A 19,785-nucleotide genomic window follows, 5' to 3' on the forward strand; every position below is an offset into this window, starting at 1 on the left:
CGGAGAGCGAGCCGGCCGCGAATCAGACAGAACAGATTGAAATTATTAACATTTCGTCCGCCTCCGCCGCGTCGTCTCAGAAATCCTGGCGGGATTTCTGACACGCGGAACCAGGCAGCCCGCGCATGAGCCTGACGATCCACGCCGCCATCACCCGGCGTGTCGGGAAGGAGCACGCCGAGGCGTTCGAGCGAGACCTGGCCGAGTTCGCGCGCCGGCTCGCCACCGGCGACTCCACCAGCATCCCCCCTCGCCGAAGCGCGCCGGCTCCCGGGCGCGGAGCCCATGCGCGCTCCCCGGGGCTCACCGCCTGATGTCGTACTTGTCCAGCTTGTACAGCAGCGCGCGCCGCGAGATGCCGAGCCGCTTCGCCGCGCGCGTCTGGTTGTTCCCCTCGGCGGCGAGCGCGTCCTCGATGCTCCGCTTCTCCAGCTCGGCGAGGCGCGCCGGCATCGTCCCGCCGTCGGCGGACGGCGGCGGCGCCCCCGTGCTCGACGGGGGCGCGCCCGCGCTCGCGGGGGGCGCGGCGCCCTCGGCGCCCTCCACCACCGAGGCCGGAAGGTGCTCGACCTCGATGACGCCGCCCTCGGCCAGCACGACGGCGTGCTCCACCGCGTTGCGCAGCTCGCGCAGGTTGCCGGGCCACGCGTGCGCCTCGAGCGCCTGCGTCGCCGCGGGCGCGAAGCGCGGCGCCCGCTCCCCCATGCGCCCGGCGACCTGCTGCGCGAAGCGGTGCGCGAGCAGCGCGATCTCGGCGCGCCGCTCGCGCAGCGGCGGGACGCGGAGGACGAACGTGCTGATGCGATAGTAGAGATCCTGCCGGAACCTCCCGGCCGCCACCTCGGCCTGGAGGTCCCGGTGCGTCGCGCACACGACGCGCACGTCGAGCTCGATCTCCTGCGTGCCGCCGATCCGGGCCACGCGCCGGCTCTCGAGCACGCGCAGCAGCTTGGCCTGCATGGCGAGGGGCAGCTCGCCGATCTCGTCGAGCAGCAGCGTGCCGCCCTGCGCCGCCTCGAAGTAGCCGATTTTTCGGCGATCCGCCCCGGTGAAGGCGGCCTTCTCGTGCCCGAAGAGCTCGCTCTCTAGCAGCGCCTCGGGCAGCGCCGCGCAGCTGAGCCTCACGAACGGGCCCCCGGCGCGCGGGCTGGCGCGGTGGAGCTGCTCGGAGACGACCTCTTTCCCCGAGCCCGTCTCGCCGAGCACGAGCACCGTCGTCTGCGCGCGCGCGAGGCGCTGCACCACCTGGAAGACCTTCACCATGGCCTCGTCCGCGACGACGAACCCGGCGCCGGCGCCGGAGGGCGGGCCCTCCAGCGCCTCCGGCGCGGCCCCCGGCGGCGCCGCCTCGACGGGCGCCGGCGCCGCGATCGCGACGACGATCTCGGCCGGGCCGATGCGGATCACGTCGCCGCCGGCAAGGGCCCGCTCCGCCCCGCGCACGACGGCGCCGTTCACCGACGTGCCATTGCGGCTCCCGAGGTCGACGAGCGCGACGGTCTGGCCCCGCCGCGCGACGCGCGCGTGGTTGCGCGAGACGCGGGCGTCGTCGATGCAGACCGTGGACTCCGGCGCGCGGCCGACCGCGACCACATCGCCGTCGGTGAGATCGATCACCCGCGCGGCGCCGTCACCGGCGCGGACGATCAGGGAGGCTTGACCCTGCGGCGTCCCCTCGCCGGGCGCGCTCTCCGCGGCGTCGAGCTCGGTCGCGACCTCGACCGCGGCACGCGGCGGCTCCGCGCTCGGCGGAGAAGCTTCCTGTCGACGAGGGTCTCGCTCCGCCATGCCGTTCGAAGGTTGCGCAAGTGTACGACGCTTGCACAACCCTCGGCAACGGCGGCGCGCGCCGCCGCGCGGAAGACGCGGATCGCGCGCTGGTCCCCGCCTTGCAATGCCTTTGCGGCGCGCACGGACCAGCGCCTCTACGGCGCGCGCAGAGGCTGCGGGAACCTGCGGGAACCGCCATCGCCCGGAGCCATCGCGGGGATCGGAGCGTCTGGAGACGCATCGCGCCGACGTGCGCCTGGCTTCACCAACGACCAACACGACAGGAGACGAGCATGACTTATCCCATCCGACCGGCGTCCTCTCTCGCGATCGGCGGCGCCCTGCGCCATGCCCTCGTGAGCCTGGCCGCGACGCTCGCCGCCGCGGGGTGCGGCGCAGATGCGAGCTCCGACGCGGAGATCGCCTCGGCGGCGAGCGGCGATGCTGTCACCGGCGCCCTCACGATGACCTGCTCCAAGCTGACGGTGAGCCGGGGCAGCATCGGCGCCGGGCAGACGGCCGCCGCGCTCGCGACGGGGGAACTCACGGGCCAGCAGGACGTGTGGAGCAAGTACGTCGAGTTCGCGCCCAACACGAGCGCGACGTGCGAGTACACGCTCCCCTCGGGCACCTCGGCGGCGCAGCTCGCGTCCCTCGCGCTGAGCGTGAATTACCGCGGCCCGGCGAAATCGGAGATGCGCTGGACCTTCGAGGCGTGGGACGCGGCCGCCCGCGCCTGGGTCGCGGTCGGCGACAACGCCTTCGCGCGCGACTGGTCCTGGACGAACGCGAGCCTTGGCCTGCCGGGGTCGCTCGGGCGGTTCGTGGCGGGCGGTACCCTCAAGATCCGGTACGCGACGAGCAGCTCCGTCGACAGCTCGATGCTCGACAAGCTCGTCCTCACAGGCACGACGAGTGGCGGCTCCGGCGGCGCCGGCGGCAGCGGTGGTACCGGCGGCAGCGGTGGCTCCGGCGGCAGCGGTGGCGCCGGCGGGGCGGGTGGCAGCGGTGGCGCCGGCGGGGCGGGTGGCAGCGGCGGCGCCGGCGGGGCGGGTGGCAGCGGCGGCGCCGGCGGCAGCGGTGGCGCTGGCGGCTCGGGCGGCGCCGGCGGTAGCGGCGGCTCCGGCGGTAGCGGGGGCTCCGGCGGCTCCACAGGCACCGGTGGCTCCACCGGCGGCATCTGGGTCCCCGCGCCGGGCACGACGTGGCAATGGCAGCTCACGGGCACCATCGACACAAGCCTCGATGTCGCCATGTACGACATCGATCTCTTCGACGCCCCGCAGGCGAAGATCGACACGCTGCGCGCGGCCGGGAAGAAGGTGATCTGCTACTTCAGCGCGGGGAGCAGCGAGGACTGGCGCGACGACGCGTCGAAGTTCCCCGCCGCGGCGCTCGGCAACCCGCTCGACGGCTGGCCGGGCGAGCGGTGGCTCGACACCCGCAACGCCGGCGTGCGCGACGTCATGAAGGCCCGGCTGGACCTGGCGGTGCAGAGGCGCTGCGACGGCGTGGAGCCCGACAACGTCGACGGCTACACCAACAGCCCCGGCTTCCCGCTGACGGCGGCGACGCAGCTCGACTACAACCGCTTCCTCGCCGCCGAGGCGCACGCGCGCGGGCTGTCGATCGGGCTGAAGAACGACCTCGACCAGGTGAAAGACCTGGTGGGGAGCTTCGACTGGGCCCTGAACGAGGAGTGCCACGAATACGACGAGTGCGAGATGCTCACCCCGTTCATCCGCGCCGGCAAGGCGGTGTTCCACGCGGAGTACGTCGACGCCTCGCAGGCAAACGCCGTCTGCGCCGCCACGAAGCCGCTCGGGCTCTCCACCTTGATCAAGAAGCTCGACCTCGACGCCTGGCGCGTCGCCTGCCCCTGATCCACGCGCCGGCGCAGGGGCGCCGGCCGCGCCCTCGCGGTCAGCGCCCCTCACCCGCTCAGCCGCTCATTCCCCCGCCACCTCGAAGGTCTGCGCTCCGGAGAAGCTCTGCTGCTCCGGCTGGTAGTACGGGTGCACCTCGGCGCCGCCGTCCTCCGCCCTGACAGGCATGGTCGCTTGCAGCCGGTAAACGAAGGTGGCCGCGCGCTCCGCGGCGATCTCCTTCACGTAGAGGATCAGCTGCTTGCCCGTGATCTCGAACTTCGAGAGCTGGCCCGCCGCGATGTACTCCTGGAGATCCTCGGTCAGGAGCTGGAAGCCGGGCGGCAGCCCCACGGTCACGAGGGCCATGCTCTGCACCGAGTCCGTCTTGTTCTGGACGCTCAGCGACGCCGTCACGATGTCGTCCACGTACAGCTGGGTCTTGTCGTACGTCACGCTGACCGCGAGCGGACCTCCCGCGTCGCTCGGGACCGCGCTCCACGGGAAGTTGTGGCGGCTCACCAGGTTGTAGCTGAGCTTCCCCTCCCCCGCGAACGAGAGCGTGACGTCGTGCGCGCCCGCGGTCGCGAGGTGCGTGAGGTCGACCGTCGTCATGACGTCGGCCTGGTCCGCGCGCAGCGAGACCGTGCCCGCCGCGTCGCCGTCGACCGCGACGGTCACCGTCCCCGTGGCGCCCTCCGTCCCCTTGCTCGCGGCGAGGAGCAGCGTGCGCAGGCTCCAGATCGTCGCCTGGGTGGAGCCGAAGTTGCCGTTCGGGTCCTTCGACTGGGTCAGGAACTTCACGCCGCCGTCGGCGCTCGGCCGGTGGGCGCCCGCGGAGAGCAGCGCATGGGCGGCGAGCGCGGTGGTCGTGACCCTGGCGTCGTTCCCGGACTCGTAGAACGAGGTCTGCGTGCCGCCGTCATCCCAGTAAAATGCGTCTCCTTCCGCGGTCTTGCGCTGGTCCAGGGCGTCGAGCACGCTGTCGGTCAGCGCGCCGGAGGGGTCAGCCACGGCGAGCGCGTTGGCGGCGATCGCCAGCGTGTACAGGTCGTCGGTCGCCGGCTTCAGCGAGCGGCCCAGGTAGGCGAGCCCCGTCCCGATCTCGGGCCCCGTGTACCCCGCGCTCGCGAGCGCCCAGAGCACGAAGGCGCTGTTGCGCAGCGTGCCCGTGTGGAAGCTGAAGAACTCGGTCTGGTCGCCTTCCCACGTGCCGTCCGCCTTCTGCTGCCCGGCGAGCCAGTTGACGGTCCGGGCGAGCATCGCCTCGTCCACGGTGTGGACCTTGATCATGTCGGCGAACTCCATGACGCCGAACGCGGTGACCGACAGGTACGGATGCCCGTCCTGCTCGCCGAACCACGAGAAGCCGCCGCCCGAGTGCTCGAACGTGAGCAATCGCTGGTACCCGGCCGAGATCAGCGACTCGGCCTTCATCTGGATCTCCGGGGTGATCTGGCCTGTCTGCTTCATGTACTGCGTGACGAGCACGTTGGGCCAGGTCGTCGAGGTGGTCTGCTCGAAGCAGCCATTCGGGACCTGGAGCATGCTGTCCATGCCGCTCACGACCTGCGACAGGAACGCGGGGTAGATCTCGAGATAGAGCTGGTTCGAGCCCGGGACCGCGTCCGCGGGGAACGACAGCGCGTGATCGGCGCTGCCCGGCGCGAGCATGCCAGACGCGCTCTCCGCGAAGGGCTTCCCGTCCGGGACCACGCGCACGGTGCGGGCCACGGCGTCGGCGCCCGCGCTGCCCCGCGCGGTGACCGTGAGCGAGTTGACGCCCACCGTGTTCACCTTCACCGGGAACCGGACGCCGCGCACCTCGCCCGCCGCGAGGGACACCGTCGTCGACGTCGAGCCGAGCGGCGTGTACCAGCTCCCCGGCTCGAGGCTGAGATCGACCGTCTGCGGCGTCTCCAGGTAGTTGTAGACGGCGATCGGGAACTCGACCTCATCGCCGCGCGTGAGCGTCGCCGGGAAGCTCACGTCGACGAAGAAGTCCTGGAACACCTTGAAGCCGCTCTGGATGCCGCCGAGCTTGCCGTCCGTGGAGTTCGCCAGCGCCGAGAGCCGCCACTCGGTGATGCTGTCCGCGAGCGGGATGCTCAGGGTGGCCGTGCCGTCCGGGCTCGTGATCACGCTCGGATTGACGTAGAGGGTCTCCGGGAACTCGCGCCGGACGCGCGGCCCGCCGTCGCCGCCCGGCTCCGCGGTGGGATCCCCGGCCGAGCCGCCGCCCGCTCCGGTCCCCCCGCTCGATGCGGACGCGGCGCCGTTGGCCCAGCCGCCGTCCGCGTCGCCGGGGATGCCCCCTTCATTCCACTCTTGCGGGGGCACCGGGACCCCGAGATCGCCGAACGTGAACGCGAACGTCGCGTCGTCCGGGCTCTGCTCCACCTCGTCGGGCCCCGACGATTGCAGCGTGAACCCGCTCCAGCTGGAGGCCACCCGGTACGCGTTGCCCCACACGTCGAAGGCGCGCAGGCGCTCGGCGACCCGGCTCCCGAGCAGCTCGACGTACACGCCCTGCCCGTTGCAGCTGAACTGGGTGCTGTCGCAGCCGAGCGCCTTCAGCTCCTGCGCGGCGGCCGCGGTGGCCTCCGCGAGCCAGGGCTTCATCACGCCCTTCTGGCGCTCGTTGAACGGAGCGAGCTCCTCCGGCACCTTCGCCAGCACGGCGGGCCACGTGCGCGCCTGGAGGCCGGTGAGCGACGTGCCCGCGAGCGCGGCGAGCGAGGCCTGGGTCTTCACCTGCGCGGCCTCGGCCTGCTCGGGATCCTCGCTCGCGGTCGCGTTGAACAGCAGGTCCTGGAGGTTCGCGGCGGGGCCGTGGATCTCGTAGCTCGGCTTCGCGAACTCGTCCTCCAGCTCGAAGTAGGTGCGGAGCAGCCCGGGCTGGGCGTCGACCAGCGCGAAGACGGCCTGATCGACCACCTGGACGCCGAGCGCGGCGACCTTCGGGTTCCCCGCATCGTCCTTGACCGACAGCCGCAGCGTCGCGGTCTCCCCCGGCGCATACAGGGGCTTGTCGGCCTCGACCTCGACGCTCAGCGCGGAGTCGCCCCGCGCGAACACGGTGCGGCCGGAGCGGACCAGATTGCCATCGTCGTCGACAAGGTACGCCTCGACCCGGTTGCTGCCGAGCAGGCCGGCGTCGACGGGCATGGTGAAACGGGCGCGCCCGGCCTCGAGCTCGAGAGAGCGCATGTCCACGGCCTGACCGTCGTTCAGCCAGTCGACATAGACGCTGCCGGACTCCTCGCTCGACTCGATGGTCACCTCGACCGTCTCGCCGGTCTCATACACGGCCCGATCGGTGCGCACGAGCAGGTGCTCGCCGCCCGTCTGCGTGCCGAACGAGAACTTCCGCGTGACCGCCCGCTCTCCTACCGTCGCCCGCACCTCGAACGCGCCCTCCGCCGTGGCGACCGGCGGGGTGAAGCTCACCGCGGCCTGGCCGAAGGCGTCGGTGCGCGCGGTGAGCTGCGTGCGGTCCGGCGCGGTGATGACCGCCGCCGTGTCGGCGAGCGGCGCCCCGAGCGGGTCGGTGACGAAGAGAAGGAGGGTGTTGGGGATCCCCGGGACGAGCTCGCGCGCCTCGGGCACGAGCACGATCGTGGCCGCGTCGGCGGCGACCTTGACCGGGATCGCCTTCGTGACCTCCTGCCCCGCCGTGTCCGCGACGGTGACGGTCAGCGTCACGGCCGCGTCGCCCTGCTCCAGCGGCAGGCCCGCGAGGCTCGGCGGAAGCGTCAGGCTGAAGCCGTAATGGCCCTCGGCGTTGAGCTCGCCCACGATGCGCTGGAACGTCGTCTGACCGACGTCCAGCGACGCCGCCTCGATGGTCACGCTGCCGCCGGCGACGTTCTTGCCGAAGAAATAGCGCGCGTCGATGGTGCCGGTCAGCGTGTCGCCCGCGGTGTACCAGGGCCTGTCGGTCCTCACGGCGACCTCGAACTTGGGCAGCGCGTACTGCCCCACGGTCACGACCTTCTCCGTCGTGGTCTCCCCGCTCACGAGGCGCACCTTGAACTCGCCGGTGTTCACGATGGAGCCAATCCGGAACGTCGTCGCGGCGACGCCGTAGGCGTCGGTCTCGATGGGCTTCTTGAAGATCTTGTTGCCCTTGCCGTCCTCCACCTCGAACGTGATCGCCTCGCGGACGAGCGGCGCGTTGTTCCCCCGCTCGAGCGCGAGCGCGCGCAGGTGGATCGTCTGGCCGGGCTTGTAGAGCGGCTTGTCGGTGGTGAGGAGCAGCTTCGGGCCGGGGCCCTCGACGGTGATGTTCGCGGTGAGGGCCGCGTTGACGCCGAAGCCGAGCGCCTGCGCGGAGACGGGGTGCGCGCCGAGCGCGCCGGGCTCCACCTCGAACACCGCGGCGCCGAGCGCGTCGGTCGTCCCGCGGAGCGGCCGCGCCCCCTCGCCCACCGCGAGCTCGACCTCCACGTTGGGCACCGGCTGATGGGAGAAAGCGTCGGTCGCGCGCACGCGGTAGCTCGCGGTGCGCCCGCGCACCACGCGCGCCGGCCCCTCGAGCTGCACGTCGTAGGGCGGGATGACGCGCAGGAGGCTCCGCGTGACGAGCAGCCCCTCGTCCGACCCGTCGTCGACGCGGACGAGGTACCGCGCGAGGCCCGGCTGCGCGCTCACGGCCGGCGCCGGAAGGCGCGCCTCCGCGGTGGTCGCCGTCCCGCCCGCGATCTCCAGGTCGACCTCGGTCGTGCCTTGTTCCCTGTCCGCGCCGAGATCGACGAGCGTGACGCGCAGGTGGCCGCTCGTCGCGCCGGCGGTCAGGTTGCGCACCGGGATCTGGAGGCGCAGATCGCTCCCGTCGATCACGCCCAGCAGCCTCGCTTCGTCGACCTCGAGCGTGCCGTTCCGCGGCTGATCCGGGCGACCAAGCGACGTTGGCGGGGCCTCATCGGAGGAGCACCCCGCCGCGAACGCGCTCGCCAGCGCCAGCGCGGCGAGCAGGTGGGGAGAGCTCCAGCGTCGGCGGAGAGCATCGAAGCGTACACGCATAAGTCCAAATCCTCCCGATCGGCGCTGGCACATCCCCAGCGGCCGGCGCGTAGGTTGCATCCACCGTACCAAGACGAAACACCGCCATCGAGCAGCGAATCCGCGGGAATAGACGCGGATCGCGCGCAGGATGTGCGCCACCTTGTGCCAAGGTTGTAGCCCACCCGCGCCTCCACCGCGTGCGGGTGTCCGTTCCCATGGGGGAATAGCGACGCCTCTATGACTCGATGACTCGACAACTCGATGGCTCGACGAGCCGAGGACCGCCGAGCCCCCGCGATGGTGAGGCCGCGCGGCGTGCCCGGCCCATAGGATGGGGTCGACCGGTCACGAGGGTCCGCGCCGTGCTCCCCTGGACATCGGGATCCGACCGTCTCAGGTTCTCGCCCGGGCGCAAGGCGTTTCGCCGCAGAGGAGGGGACGATGCAGATCGACTTCGAGATGCCCGTGATGGCCGACGGCGGCCTCGATGCGGGCGTGCTCGACCGCGTCCTGGTCGACCGGGAGCGGGGGGTGCTGACCCACGTGGTGCTCCGTTCTCCGCTGGCCAGCGAGGAGCTGCTGATCTCGATGGATCTCGTGCAGGGCACGGCGGACGGGCACCTCCGCTTACGGCCCGGCCGGGACGAGCTCCTGGCGCTGCCTCGGTACTACGAGGGGCGGACGACGGCGCAGCCGCCGGGGCGCGTCGATACCTCGCTCGTGCCGCAGCCGCCCGAGCGGAGGCAGGAGCTGGAGGAGGCGCTCGGGGTCACGGACGATACGGTCGAGCTCGGCCCCGACACGCGGGTGATGACCGCCGACGAGGCCGAGGCGCAGCTCGTTGGCATCGGCGCGAACGATCCTGGCAACGACATCTCGCGGCTCCGCGTGCGCGGCCCCGCGGGCGCCGAGGCCGACTTCCCCGCATCCTGGATCGACGTGATGCGCGAGGACGTGGTGGCGCTGAAGGTGACCCGGGACGATATCTTGCGCTCTCGTCCGGCGCCCAGACGCCGGGACGGAAACGTCGCGAGCCTCGAGGGGCTCTCGGGCATGGGCGGACGCGACGGCGACACGCCCGAAGAGGTGTTCGGAGCGAACTTCGTCGATGAGCTGCGCGGCAAGGGCGGTATGCTCCTCCGCGTGCCCGGCGCCGGCAGCCCCGCCGAGGCCGAGAGCAACCGCGTGGCGGCGCCCGTGGTGGACGCGGGCCAGGAGCGGCGGTCCTCCTCGCGATGAGCTCGTGAGCCAGGCACGGCGGCTCTCCGAAAGGATGGAGTCTCCGAGAGGTGGAGTTGAGATAGAGTCGCCCGCCGGAAACTTGACACCGATGCTCGCGCGTGCTCGTCTCCGCCCCAGGATGGACCCTCACCACATTCCGCCGAGCCCGGGCACGCGCACGGCCAGCGTCCTCGATCCGACCGCGGTGGCGGAGACGTTCCGCAGCGAGATCCGGGCGGAGCTCGCGGCGCTGCCCGAGCCGCTCGTCCTGGTCGGTGTGCTCGCGGCGGATCACGGGCCGTCGTACACATACGCGGAGTACACGCGTAAGGCGTGCGAGGACGTGGGGATCCGCTTCGAGATCCGCCACGCGACGCGGCTCGACGCCGAGGACGCCATCCGCGCGGCGAACGAGGACGCGCGCGTGCACGGGATGATGGTGTATTACCCGATCTTCGGCACGGAGCAGGACGTGTACTTGCGGGACAGCGTCGATCCCGCGAAGGACATCGAGGGGCTCCACACGTTCTGGGCACGTTGCCTGTACCAGAACCAGCGCTTCCTGGACGAGGCGAAGACCAGGAAGGCGATCCTGCCGTGTACGCCGCTGGCCATCCTCAAGCTGGTCGAGGCGGCCGGCTTCTTCGGCGAGGGGGAGCGGCCGCTCGAGGGCCGGCGCGTGTGCATCTTCAACCGGAGCGAGGTCGTCGGGAGGCCGCTCGCGAGCATGATGGCGCACGACGGAGCCCACGTGACCTCGTTCGACATCGATGGTCCGTTGCTCTTCGTGCCCAGCTCCTCGGGCGACATGCACGAGGTGCGCGAGACGACGGTGGACCGGGCGAGCGCGCTGCGGCAAGCGGACATCGTGGTGACCGGCGTGCCCTCGCGGAGCTTCCCGGTCGTGCAGGGCGCCGAGATCCGCGAGGGCGCCCTCTGCATCAACTTCTCCACCTTCAAGAACTTCAGCGACGATATCCAGAGCAAGGCGAGCGTGTTCGTGCCCCGCGTCGGCCCCATGACGGTGACGATGGCGATCCGGAACAGCCTGCGGCTGTACAAGAACACCCACCCGGGCGGGTGAACCCGCGCGCGGGGCCTGGACGCGCTCGGGCGCTCGGGGCCGACATCGCCTGTCCTCGCCAGCGTCAGCCTCCGGTCCACGCCCGCGCGTGCTCGCGCGCCCAGGCCTCGAAGGTCGTCGGTCTCCGCCCCGTCACGCGTTCGACGGTGTCGGTCCGCACGGCGCCGTTGCCCGCGCGGATACGCTCGATGAGCTCGCCGACGGCCGCGGCGAGCGACGGAGGGGCCCCGGCCTCGATCATCCTCCGCCTGGCGGCGTCGACCGAGACGTCCACGCGCCGCAGCGGCGTGCCGAGGACGCGCGCGAGGATCTCCACCTGATCCGGCGTGCTGAGGAGCTCGGGGCCCGTCACCTCCAGCGCCTGTCCCAGGAGCTCTCCGGTGAGCATCGCGCGCGCGGCGACCGCGGCGATGTCGCGCGGCGCGACGGGCGCGGTCTTGCCGTCCCCATGCGGGTTGTAGACCGTGCGCTCGGCGCGTATGGACCGGGCCCACTGGAAGGTGTTCGACATGAACGTGCCAGGGCGGACGAACGTCCAGCGGAGCCCCGACGCCTTGACGAGGTGTTCCCGCTCGGCATGCCGGTGAGCTAGCTGCACCGTCGGCGCGCCGGCGCTGATGCTCGACAGGAGGACGATGCGGGGCGCGCCGCTCGCCTGCGCTGCTGCGAGGAAGCCTCGAACGTGATCGATGCCATCGGCGTCCGCGACCGGCAGCAGGAACGCCGCCGTCACGCCCTCGAGGGCCGGCGCGATCGTGTCCTGTCGGCCGAGGTCTCCCACGGCCTTCTCGACCCTGGCTCCCCAGTGGGCCACCTTGCGCTCATCGCGCGTGAAGACTCGGACCTTCTCTCCGGCGGAGAGGAGCTGATCGACGACTTCCTTCCCGACGTTCCCGGTAGCACCCGTGACCAAGTACATGCGTGTCTCCTTCCATGTGGACTCCTCGGATCAACCTGCGCGCCGCGCGTGAGCCGTCGCGTCTCCATCGCGCCGAGCCGCCCGTCCGGGAGAGAACCTACGACTGTTCCACGGCCTTGATTAGTGTTGACCTGCAGGAAGAACAGTTCGATAGCTGGAACAATTCGATGTTGCCTGACCTCAACGAGATCGCGGTCTTCACCAGGGTCGTCCAGGCGGGCAGCTTCACGCGGGCTGCGCGCGAGCTCGGGATGCCGAAGTCGACGGTGAGCCGGAAGGTGTCCGAGCTCGAGGCGCGGCTCGGCGCGCAGCTGCTCCGGCGGACCACGCGCAAGCTCAGCCTCACGGACGTCGGCGCCGCGTACTACGAGCGCTGCGCGCGCATCGTGGCCGACGTCGACGACGCGGACCGGGCCGTGACGCAGATGCAGGACGGGCCGCGCGGGCTCCTGCGAATCACGGCGCCGCTGCACTTCGGGTGGATCGGCGGCGTGGTCGCGGAGTACCTGCGCGATCACCCCGAGGCGAGCGTGGAGGTGGTCTGTACGGATCGCATCGTCGACCTCGTCGCGGAGGGGTTCGACGCGGCGCTGCGGATCGGCGCGCCCAGCGACACCTCGCTCGTCGCGCGCCGCCTCGGGGCGCTCCCGCGCTGCCTCGTGGCGGCCCCCGGGTACATCGCGCGCCGCGGCGCCCCGCGCGCGCCGGAGGACCTCGCGGGCCACGACGTCCTCGTGTCCGCGGGGGCGCGCGCGGGGGAGGCGCCCGGCGCGCGGTGGGTGCTCCACCGCGGCGCGCGGCGCGCGGAGGTGCGCGTGACGCCGCGGGCGACGGCGAACAACCTCGAGGTGCTCCACCGGATCGTGCTCGCGGGCGTGGGCATCGGGATGCTGCCCACCATGCGCTGCGAGCTGGACGTGCGCGAGGGGCGCCTCTCGCGCGTGCTCGACGGGTGGAGCCCGGCCGACGTGCCGCTCCACGCCGTTTATCCCGGCACGCGACACCTGTCGCCGAAGGTGAAGGTGTTCCTCGACCTCGTGCGTGAGCGCATGAGCCCTGCGCTGCGCAACCGGCAGGAGGACGGAGCGGGCGCCGCTCGGAGCAGCGCATGAAGAGGTCACATGTGCTCGGTAGGATCGTCCCGAGGGATCCGGGGCCTCGGGGGCAGCGGCGCCCGTTTTCTGGCGGACGATGACACCGCCGGCGGCGTGCGCACGGGCGCGGGCGCGCTGGTCGGCGCCTCGGAGGCTGCTGTCGCGCCCGGCGCGGCCGTCGCGCTGTGGGAGGGCGGCGGAGGCTCCGGTGACGCTGTCGACGGCGCGGCTGCGGGCAGCGCGGGCGTGGAGGCAGGCGAGGCCGCCGGGTCGGGCCGCGACGCCGGTTCGCCGTCCGGCGCGGGGGCGTGAAGGACCGCGTAAGTGACGAGCCCCAGGGCGAGCGCGCTCGCGCCCAGGGCCAGCGAGATCCAGGCGCGGCGGCTGTCGGCTTTCCGCGGGGCGAGGGTGTTTCCTGCCGACGTCAATGTGCTGATGGACCCCTGGAACGCCGGCGCGGCGCCCTCCGAGGCGCCACCGCTCGGAGCGCCGTGGAAGGGGGATCCTGCTTGGTTCCGCAGCGTGGGCATTGACGCGCTGGAGGCGGCGCCCATCGTGCCGGGGCTCGGTCCCATCATTCCAGGGCTCGCTGCATCTGGACGCGCCCCTATCGCATCTGGACGCGCCCCTATCGCATCTGGACGCGCCCCTATCGCGTCTGGACCCGTCCCTGACGCGTCTGGACGCGCCCCGATCGCATCTGGGCTCGCCGCCGGCGCGCCGCCGGGGACGGCGAGCAGCGGAGGCGGGCCCTCCGCGGGAACCGACGGCTGGAGAGGTCGGGGCTCCGACCCCGCCGCGGAGGCCGCCGCGCCGAGCGCCTCGGCGAGCTCGCTCGCGCCCTGGAACCGATGCGCCGGGTCGCGCGCGAGCGCGCGCGAGAAGAACCCATCCACTGAGGGCCCGAGCTCCGGCACGACGCTGGACGCGGGGGGGACATCCTCCGTGCAGATCGCCACGAACACCTCGCCGATCTCTTCACCCGGGAACGGGAGACGGCCGGTGAGGCAGCGATAGGCGATCACGCCGACGGACCAGAGATCGCTGCGCCAGTCGAGGGTCTTGCTGCGGCGCACCTGCTCGGGGCTCATGTAGTAGGGCGAGCCGACGAGCGTGCCTGTCTTCGTCTCGTTGCCGGCCAGCAGCGTGCCCTGGGCCTTGGCGATGCCGAAGTCGAGGACCTTCACGAGCTCGTCCTCGTCCTGCCGCGAGAGGAAGAGGTTCGCGGGCTTGAGGTCGCGGTGGACGATGCCCGCCTCGTGCGCGCGACGCAGGGCCTTGCACACCTGCGTGACGATGCCGAGCGTGGCCGCGGTGGAGAGGCGCCCCTCCCGCGAGAGCCGCGTCTCGAGATCCTCGCCGTCGAGGAGCTCCATCACGAGGAAAGGCGTGTCGCCCTCGAGACCGTAATCGTGCACGTGCACGACGTTCGGTATCTTGAGCTGCGCCGCGGCCCTCGCCTCCCGCTCGAAGCGCGCCCGCGCGGCGGACGAGGCGGCGTACTCGGGCGCCATGAGCTTGACCGCGACCGTGGCGTCGAGCTGGAGGTGCCGGGCCACCCAGATCGCCCCCATCCCGCCCCGCGCGAGCATCCGCTCGAGGCGGTATCTTCCGGCGACGACGCTGCCTTCTGCGAGCGAATTCATGAGCCTCGGCCTCTCGCTGGGAACGCGCGCCCCAGGGGCTCAGAGTCGAGCAGCCGGGGCGCCTCGCGCCCAACGAAGCAAACGAACGACCCCACGGCAACAGGGATCCGACCCGGACCGCGCGCCGCTTGCTTGCGGCTCGACCGGATCGCCGCGCTCGCGGCGCCGCGCGCCGCCTACTTGCGCCTCGGCCGTGCCGCCGAGCTCGCGGCGTCGCGCGCCGCCGTCGCGGGGGCGCCTCGCCCGGCGCCCTGCGGCGCGCGGAGATCGCTCGCGCGCGCCCGCCGCGCGGGAGGGCTGCCCTGCGCCGTCAGCGCCTCCAGGGCGGCGCGCAGCTCGGCGCGCACGTGCGGGCCGAGGAGCTTCTCCGCCATGGCGCTCAGGCGTCCCGCGAACGCGGCCATGATGCAGCCCGCGCGCTGGTCGTCGCGCTCCGGCGCCCCCGAGCGCCGGTAGTGCCGCGCGTAGTCGCCCGTGATCGCCCCGAGATCGCCGCCGACGTGGACCGCCTGCCGCATGAAGAGCCGCGCGGCGCGCTCGTTGGTGATCGACGGCATCTGCGCCAGGGTCAGGGCCACCTCGGTCCTGCCCACGGCGAGCAGCATGGAGACCACCCGCTGGCGCGCGAGCTCGACGAGTCTGGGCGCGAGCGTGTGCTCGTCGAAGACGTGGACGTGCGCCGGCACGAGCGCTTCGCCTTCCGTGCCGAGCTCGCTCAGGAACGCGTTCAGCACCGGCGAGCGCGTCGGCGCGGCGCACACGTACTCCCGCGCGCCGCCCGCGTTCGAGGGGCCACCCGGCGGGTGGGGGCCAGCGGCGGGCTTCGCGCGCGGCCCGGGTCGCGCTGACCGCACCCCTCGTGACCGCTCGAAGTGCCGCTCCGCGCTCCCCGCGCGCTCGTTCTCCGCGGCAGCGTCCGTCGCGCCGAGCAACGCGGCCAGCCCCGCCGCGTGGGCGGCGGTGACGTGCGGAGGAGGTTGCTTGCTGGACATTCGAGCAGATCCTCTCGTTTCGAGGGCCGATGGAGCGCTTATCACGCCGCACGAACGGTTGTACAGCGCTGAACGCCGGTTCCCGGGCGGACGCACGCTGCCATGGGACCGCGGCGAGGCGGCAGGCCGCGCGGGGCGACGGCGCGGCGCCCCCTTGCGCGCGGCGGGACGCTGCGAGCTTCCGTCGGCATGGGCGGGGCCACCCTCCCGACGGTTGAAGATTGTTCAATGAAAACTTAGCCTTGCCGCCCTTCGGCTGGCAGGACGGGGCGGAGCGCGGCGGAGGAGGCGGCCGGCAAGGAGTGGGTTCCATGACCTCGACCTCGCACAAGTGGCAGTTCTGGATCGATCGCGGAGGCACGTTCACGGACGTCGTGGCCCGGCGGCCCGACGGCTCGCTCACCACCGCCAAGCTCCTGTCGGAGAACCCCGAGCAGTACGCCGACGCGGCGGTCGAGGGGATCCGCCGCCTGCTCGGCCTCGCGCCCGGTCAGGTCATCTCTGCCGCCGAGGTCGAGTGCGTGAAGATGGGCACCACGGTGGCCACGAACGCGCTGCTCGAGCGCAAGGGGGACCGCACCGTGCTGGTCACAACGCGCGGCTTCCGCGACGCGCTGCGCATCGGCTACCAGAACCGCCCTCGCCTGTTCGATCGCCACATCGCGCTGCACGATCTGCTCTACGAGCGCGTGATCGAGGCCCGCGAGCGCGTCGGCGCGCGCGGCGAGGTGGCCGAGCCGCTCGACGGCGAGGCGCTGCGCGGCCCGCTCTCGGAGGCGTTCGAGGCCGGGATCCGCGCCTGCGCGATCGTCTTCATGCACGGCTACCGGTTCGCCGCGCACGAGCGGCGGGCGGCCGAGATCGCGCGCGAGGTCGGCTTCACCCAGGTCTCCGCGTCGCACGAGGTGAGCCCGCTGATGAAGCTCGTCTCGCGCGGCGACACCACCGTGGTCGACGCGTACCTGTCGCCCATCCTGCGCCGCTACGTCGAGCAGGTGGCCAGCCAGATGCCCGGCGTGCCGCTCTACTTCATGCAGTCGAGCGGCGGGCTGACGCTGGCCGGCCGCTTCCAGGGCAAGGACGCGATCCTGAGCGGCCCGGCGGGCGGCATCGTCGGCATGGTGCGCACCGCGCTCGCGGGCGGGCACGAGAAGGTGATCGGCTTCGACATGGGCGGCACCTCGACCGACGTGTCGCACTACGCCGGCGAGCTCGAGCGCGCCTTCGAGACGCAGGTGGCCGGCGTCCGGATGCGCGCGCCGATGATGAGCATCCACACCGTGGCCGCGGGGGGCGGCTCGCTCCTCGGCTTCGACGGCGCGCGGCTGCGCGTGGGGCCGGAGTCGGCCGGCGCGAACCCGGGGCCGGCGTGCTACCGCCGCGGCGGGCGGCTGGCCGTCACCGACGCGAACGTGATGCTCGGCAAGATCCAGCCGGAGTTCTTCCCGCACGTGTTCGGCCCGGGCGCCGACGCGCCGCTCGACCGCGAGGTCGTCGAGCAGCGCTTCCGGGCCATGGCGGCCGACGTGCAGCGCGACACGTCGCGCCCGATCACGCCGGAGCAGCTGGCCGAGGGCTTCCTGCAGATCGCCGTCGCGAACATGGCCAACGCGGTGAAGAAGATCTCGGTGGCGCGCGGGCACGACGTCACCCAGTACACCCTGCAATGCTTCGGCGGCGCCGGCGGCCAGCACGCGTGCGCGGTGGCCGACGCGCTCGGCATGCGCCGCGTCTTCGTCCACCCGCTCGCGGGGGTCCTGTCCGCCTACGGCATGGGCCTCTCGGACCAGAGCGCGATCCGCGAGGCGGCCGTGGAGCGGCGCCTCGACGAGGCGGGGCTCTGCGCAGCGCGCGAGGCGCTCGCGCGCATCGGCCGCGACGCGGAGGCCGAGCTCGTGGGGCAAGGGTTCTCGCCGGAGCGGGTGCGGCTCGTCCGGCGCGTCCACGTGCGCTACGAGGGCACCGACACCGCCCTCGTCGTGCCCGACGGCAGCGCAGAGGCGATCCGCGCCGCCTTCGACGCGGCCTACCGCAGGCGGTTCGCCTTCCTGATGCCGGACAAGGCGCTCGTCCTGGAGAGCGTCTCCGTGGAGGCGATCGGGCCGGGCGAGGCCGCCGAGGAGCGGCCCGCGGAGGCGCGCCCGCACCACCCCGAGGCCGACGCCCGGGCGCGGATGTACGCCGAGGGGGCGCTGCACGACGCGGCGCTGTACCGGCGCGAGCGGCTCGGGCGCGGCGCGGTGATCGACGCGCCGGCCATCGTGGCCGAGGCCAACGCGACGACCGTCGTCGAGCCGGGCTGGAGGGCGGAGATCACCGCGCTCGGCCACATGGTGCTCACCCGGGTGGCGCCGCGCCCGGCGCGGCGCGCGGTGGGCACCGAGGTCGACCCGGTGATGCTGGAGGTGTTCAACAACCTGTTCATGAACATCGCCGAGCAGATGGGCCTGCGGCTCCAGAACACCGCCCACTCGGTCAACATCAAGGAGCGGCTCGACTTCTCGTGCGCGCTGTTCGACGCGGAGGGCAGCCTGATCGCGAACGCGCCGCACATGCCGGTGCACCTCGGCTCGATGGGCGAGTCGATCAAGACCGTGATCGCGCGGAACCCGGGGATGAAGCCGGGGGACGTGTACGCGCTCAACGATCCCTACCGCGGCGGCACCCACCTGCCGGACGTGACGGTGGTCACGCCGGTGTGGGACGAGGGCGACGAGGCGGGGAATCGCGTGCTGTTCTACGTGGCGTCGCGCGGCCATCACGCGGACATCGGCGGCATCACGCCGGGCTCGATGCCGCCGTTCTCCAGGACGATCGCGGAGGAGGGCGTCCTCCTCGACAACGTGAAGCTGGTCGAGGCCGGGCGGCTCCGCGAGGCGGAGATCCTGGCGCTGCTCGGCGGGGGGCCCTACCCGGCGCGCAACCCGCAGCAGAACCTGGCCGACCTGCGCGCGCAGATCGCGGCGAACGAGAAGGGCGCGCAGGAGCTCGCCGCGATGGTGGCGCAGTTCGGCCTCCCGACGGTGCAGGCTTACATGAAGCACGTGCAGGACAACGCCGAGGAGAGCGTGCGCCTCGCGATCGCGCGGCTCGACCCGGCGCTCCTCCACGACGGGCGCTTCTCGCTGCCGCTCGACAACGGCGCGACGATCGAGGTGGCGATCCGGATCGACCGGGAGCGCCGCGCGGCGGTCGTGGACTTCACCGGCACGTCCGGGCAGATGGAGAACAACTTCAACGCGCCCCGCGCTGTGACGATGGCCGCGGTGCTCTACGTCTTCCGCACGCTCGTGGACGACGACATCCCGCTCAACGCGGGCTGCCTGAAGCCGATCGAGGTCGTCATCCCCGAGGGTTCGATGCTGAGCCCGCGCCCGCCGGCCGCGGTGGTGGCCGGCAACGTCGAGGTGTCGACCTGCGTCACGAACGCGCTGTACGGGGCCCTCGGCGTGCTCGCGAGCAGCCAGCCGACGATGAACAACTTCACGTTCGGCAACGAGCGGCTCCAGTACTACGAGACGATCTCGGGCGGCTCGGGGGCGGGCATCGAGCTCGGCGGGAGCGGCGGTGGCGCGCGCGCCGAGCGCGGCTTCGCGGGGACGAGCGTCGTGCAGACCCACATGACGAACTCGCGCTTGACGGATCCGGAGGTGCTGGAGCACCGCTTCCCGGTGCGGCTGGATCGCTACGAGATCCGCGAGGGCTCGGGCGGGGCCGGGCGCTTTCCGGGCGGAAACGGCGGCACGCGCGCCGTGCGCTTCCTGGAGCCGATGACGGCGTCGATCCTGTCGAACGGGCGCTCGACAGCCGCGTTCGGCCTGGCGGGCGGGATGGCGGGCGCGCCCGGGCGCAACCTGGTGGTGCGCGCGGACGGCTCGGTCGAGGTGCTGGGGCACATCGGATCGGTCGAGATGGGGAGCGGCGATGTGTTCGTGATCGAGACGCCGGGGGGCGGCGGGTACGGAGCGCCGGAGGCTGGCTGAGGAGGCGGGCGATCGCTCTTTCGACTGGTTCTGCCCACCAGGAGTCTGACCAGGGATCCAGAGAGAGATTTCAACGCAAAGGCGCAAAGGCGCAAAGGCGCGAACCTGAATAAGAGTTTTTTTCTTTTTTGCGTCTTTGCGTCTTTGCGCCTTTGCGTTGAAATCTCTCTTCGTTCGCAAACGAGCGCACTGGCAGGATTTCTG

At 72.3% G+C, this 19,785-nt stretch carries 11 protein-coding genes; 6 read left to right on the forward strand and 5 right to left on the reverse strand.

Going from position 1 to position 19,785, the window contains the following annotated elements; genetic code table 11:
* The first annotated feature begins 125 nt into the window (after positions 1 to 125).
* Positions 126 to 314, forward strand: a complete 189-nt coding sequence (locus WME97_RS22585; protein ID WP_437554805.1) for a hypothetical protein — start codon at positions 126 to 128, stop codon at positions 312 to 314.
* Here WME97_RS22585 and WME97_RS22590 read toward each other — a convergent pair.
* Positions 304 to 1,788, reverse strand: coding sequence for a sigma 54-interacting transcriptional regulator (locus WME97_RS22590; RefSeq protein WP_437554807.1), 1,485 nt, complete (start codon positions 1,786 to 1,788; stop codon positions 304 to 306). The genes WME97_RS22585 and WME97_RS22590 overlap by 11 nt on opposite strands.
* A 275-nt stretch (positions 1,789 to 2,063) precedes the next feature.
* On the opposite strand from WME97_RS22590, the gene WME97_RS22595 reads away from it, so the two are divergent.
* Positions 2,064 to 3,653, forward strand: a complete 1,590-nt coding sequence (locus WME97_RS22595; protein ID WP_437554809.1) for an endo alpha-1,4 polygalactosaminidase — start codon at positions 2,064 to 2,066, stop codon at positions 3,651 to 3,653.
* A gap of 66 nt (positions 3,654 to 3,719) precedes the next feature.
* On the opposite strand, the gene WME97_RS22600 is transcribed toward WME97_RS22595, so the two are convergent.
* The gene (locus WME97_RS22600) at positions 3,720 to 8,660 is read right to left on the reverse strand and encodes an MG2 domain-containing protein (RefSeq protein WP_437554811.1); all 4,941 of its coding nucleotides are present in this window, start codon (positions 8,658 to 8,660) and stop codon (positions 3,720 to 3,722) included.
* A gap of 423 nt (positions 8,661 to 9,083) precedes the next feature.
* On the opposite strand from WME97_RS22600, the gene WME97_RS22605 reads away from it, so the two are divergent.
* Together WME97_RS22605 and WME97_RS22610 are read left to right on the forward strand one after the other, a co-directional pair.
* Positions 9,084 to 9,881 (forward strand): hypothetical protein, encoded by a 798-nt coding sequence (locus WME97_RS22605; RefSeq protein WP_437554813.1) that lies wholly within the window; start codon positions 9,084 to 9,086, stop codon positions 9,879 to 9,881.
* Positions 9,882 to 10,002: 121 nt separating this feature from the next.
* Positions 10,003 to 10,947 (forward strand): bifunctional methylenetetrahydrofolate dehydrogenase/methenyltetrahydrofolate cyclohydrolase, encoded by a 945-nt coding sequence (locus tag WME97_RS22610; protein ID WP_437554815.1) that lies wholly within the window; start codon positions 10,003 to 10,005, stop codon positions 10,945 to 10,947.
* A 64-nt stretch (positions 10,948 to 11,011) separates the two neighbouring features.
* Here the strand turns inward: WME97_RS22610 and WME97_RS22615 are convergent, their stop codons facing one another.
* The gene (locus WME97_RS22615) at positions 11,012 to 11,866 is read right to left on the reverse strand and encodes an SDR family oxidoreductase (RefSeq protein ID WP_437554817.1); all 855 of its coding nucleotides are present in this window, start codon (positions 11,864 to 11,866) and stop codon (positions 11,012 to 11,014) included.
* Between the two features lie 167 nt (positions 11,867 to 12,033).
* On the opposite strand from WME97_RS22615, the gene WME97_RS22620 reads away from it, so the two are divergent.
* Positions 12,034 to 12,978, forward strand: coding sequence for a LysR family transcriptional regulator (locus WME97_RS22620; protein ID WP_437554818.1), 945 nt, complete (start codon positions 12,034 to 12,036; stop codon positions 12,976 to 12,978).
* A gap of 5 nt (positions 12,979 to 12,983) precedes the next feature.
* On the opposite strand, the gene WME97_RS22625 is transcribed toward WME97_RS22620, so the two are convergent.
* Entirely contained in the window at positions 12,984 to 14,606 is a 1,623-nt protein-coding gene (locus WME97_RS22625; RefSeq protein WP_437554819.1) for a protein kinase domain-containing protein, read from the reverse strand.
* A 176-nt stretch (positions 14,607 to 14,782) separates the two neighbouring features.
* Positions 14,783 to 15,598: a hypothetical protein gene (locus WME97_RS22630; protein ID WP_437554820.1), complete on the reverse strand. Its 816-nt coding sequence runs from the start codon at positions 15,596 to 15,598 to the stop codon at positions 14,783 to 14,785.
* A 311-nt stretch (positions 15,599 to 15,909) separates the two neighbouring features.
* Between WME97_RS22630 and WME97_RS22635 the strand changes: the two genes are divergently transcribed.
* Positions 15,910 to 19,581 (forward strand): hydantoinase B/oxoprolinase family protein, encoded by a 3,672-nt coding sequence (locus WME97_RS22635; protein ID WP_437554821.1) that lies wholly within the window; start codon positions 15,910 to 15,912, stop codon positions 19,579 to 19,581.
* Positions 19,582 to 19,785 lie beyond the last annotated feature (204 nt).

The organism is Sorangium sp. So ce367, from assembly GCF_051520455.1.
GTDB lineage: Bacteria > Myxococcota_A > Polyangia > Polyangiales > Polyangiaceae > Sorangium > Sorangium cellulosum_B.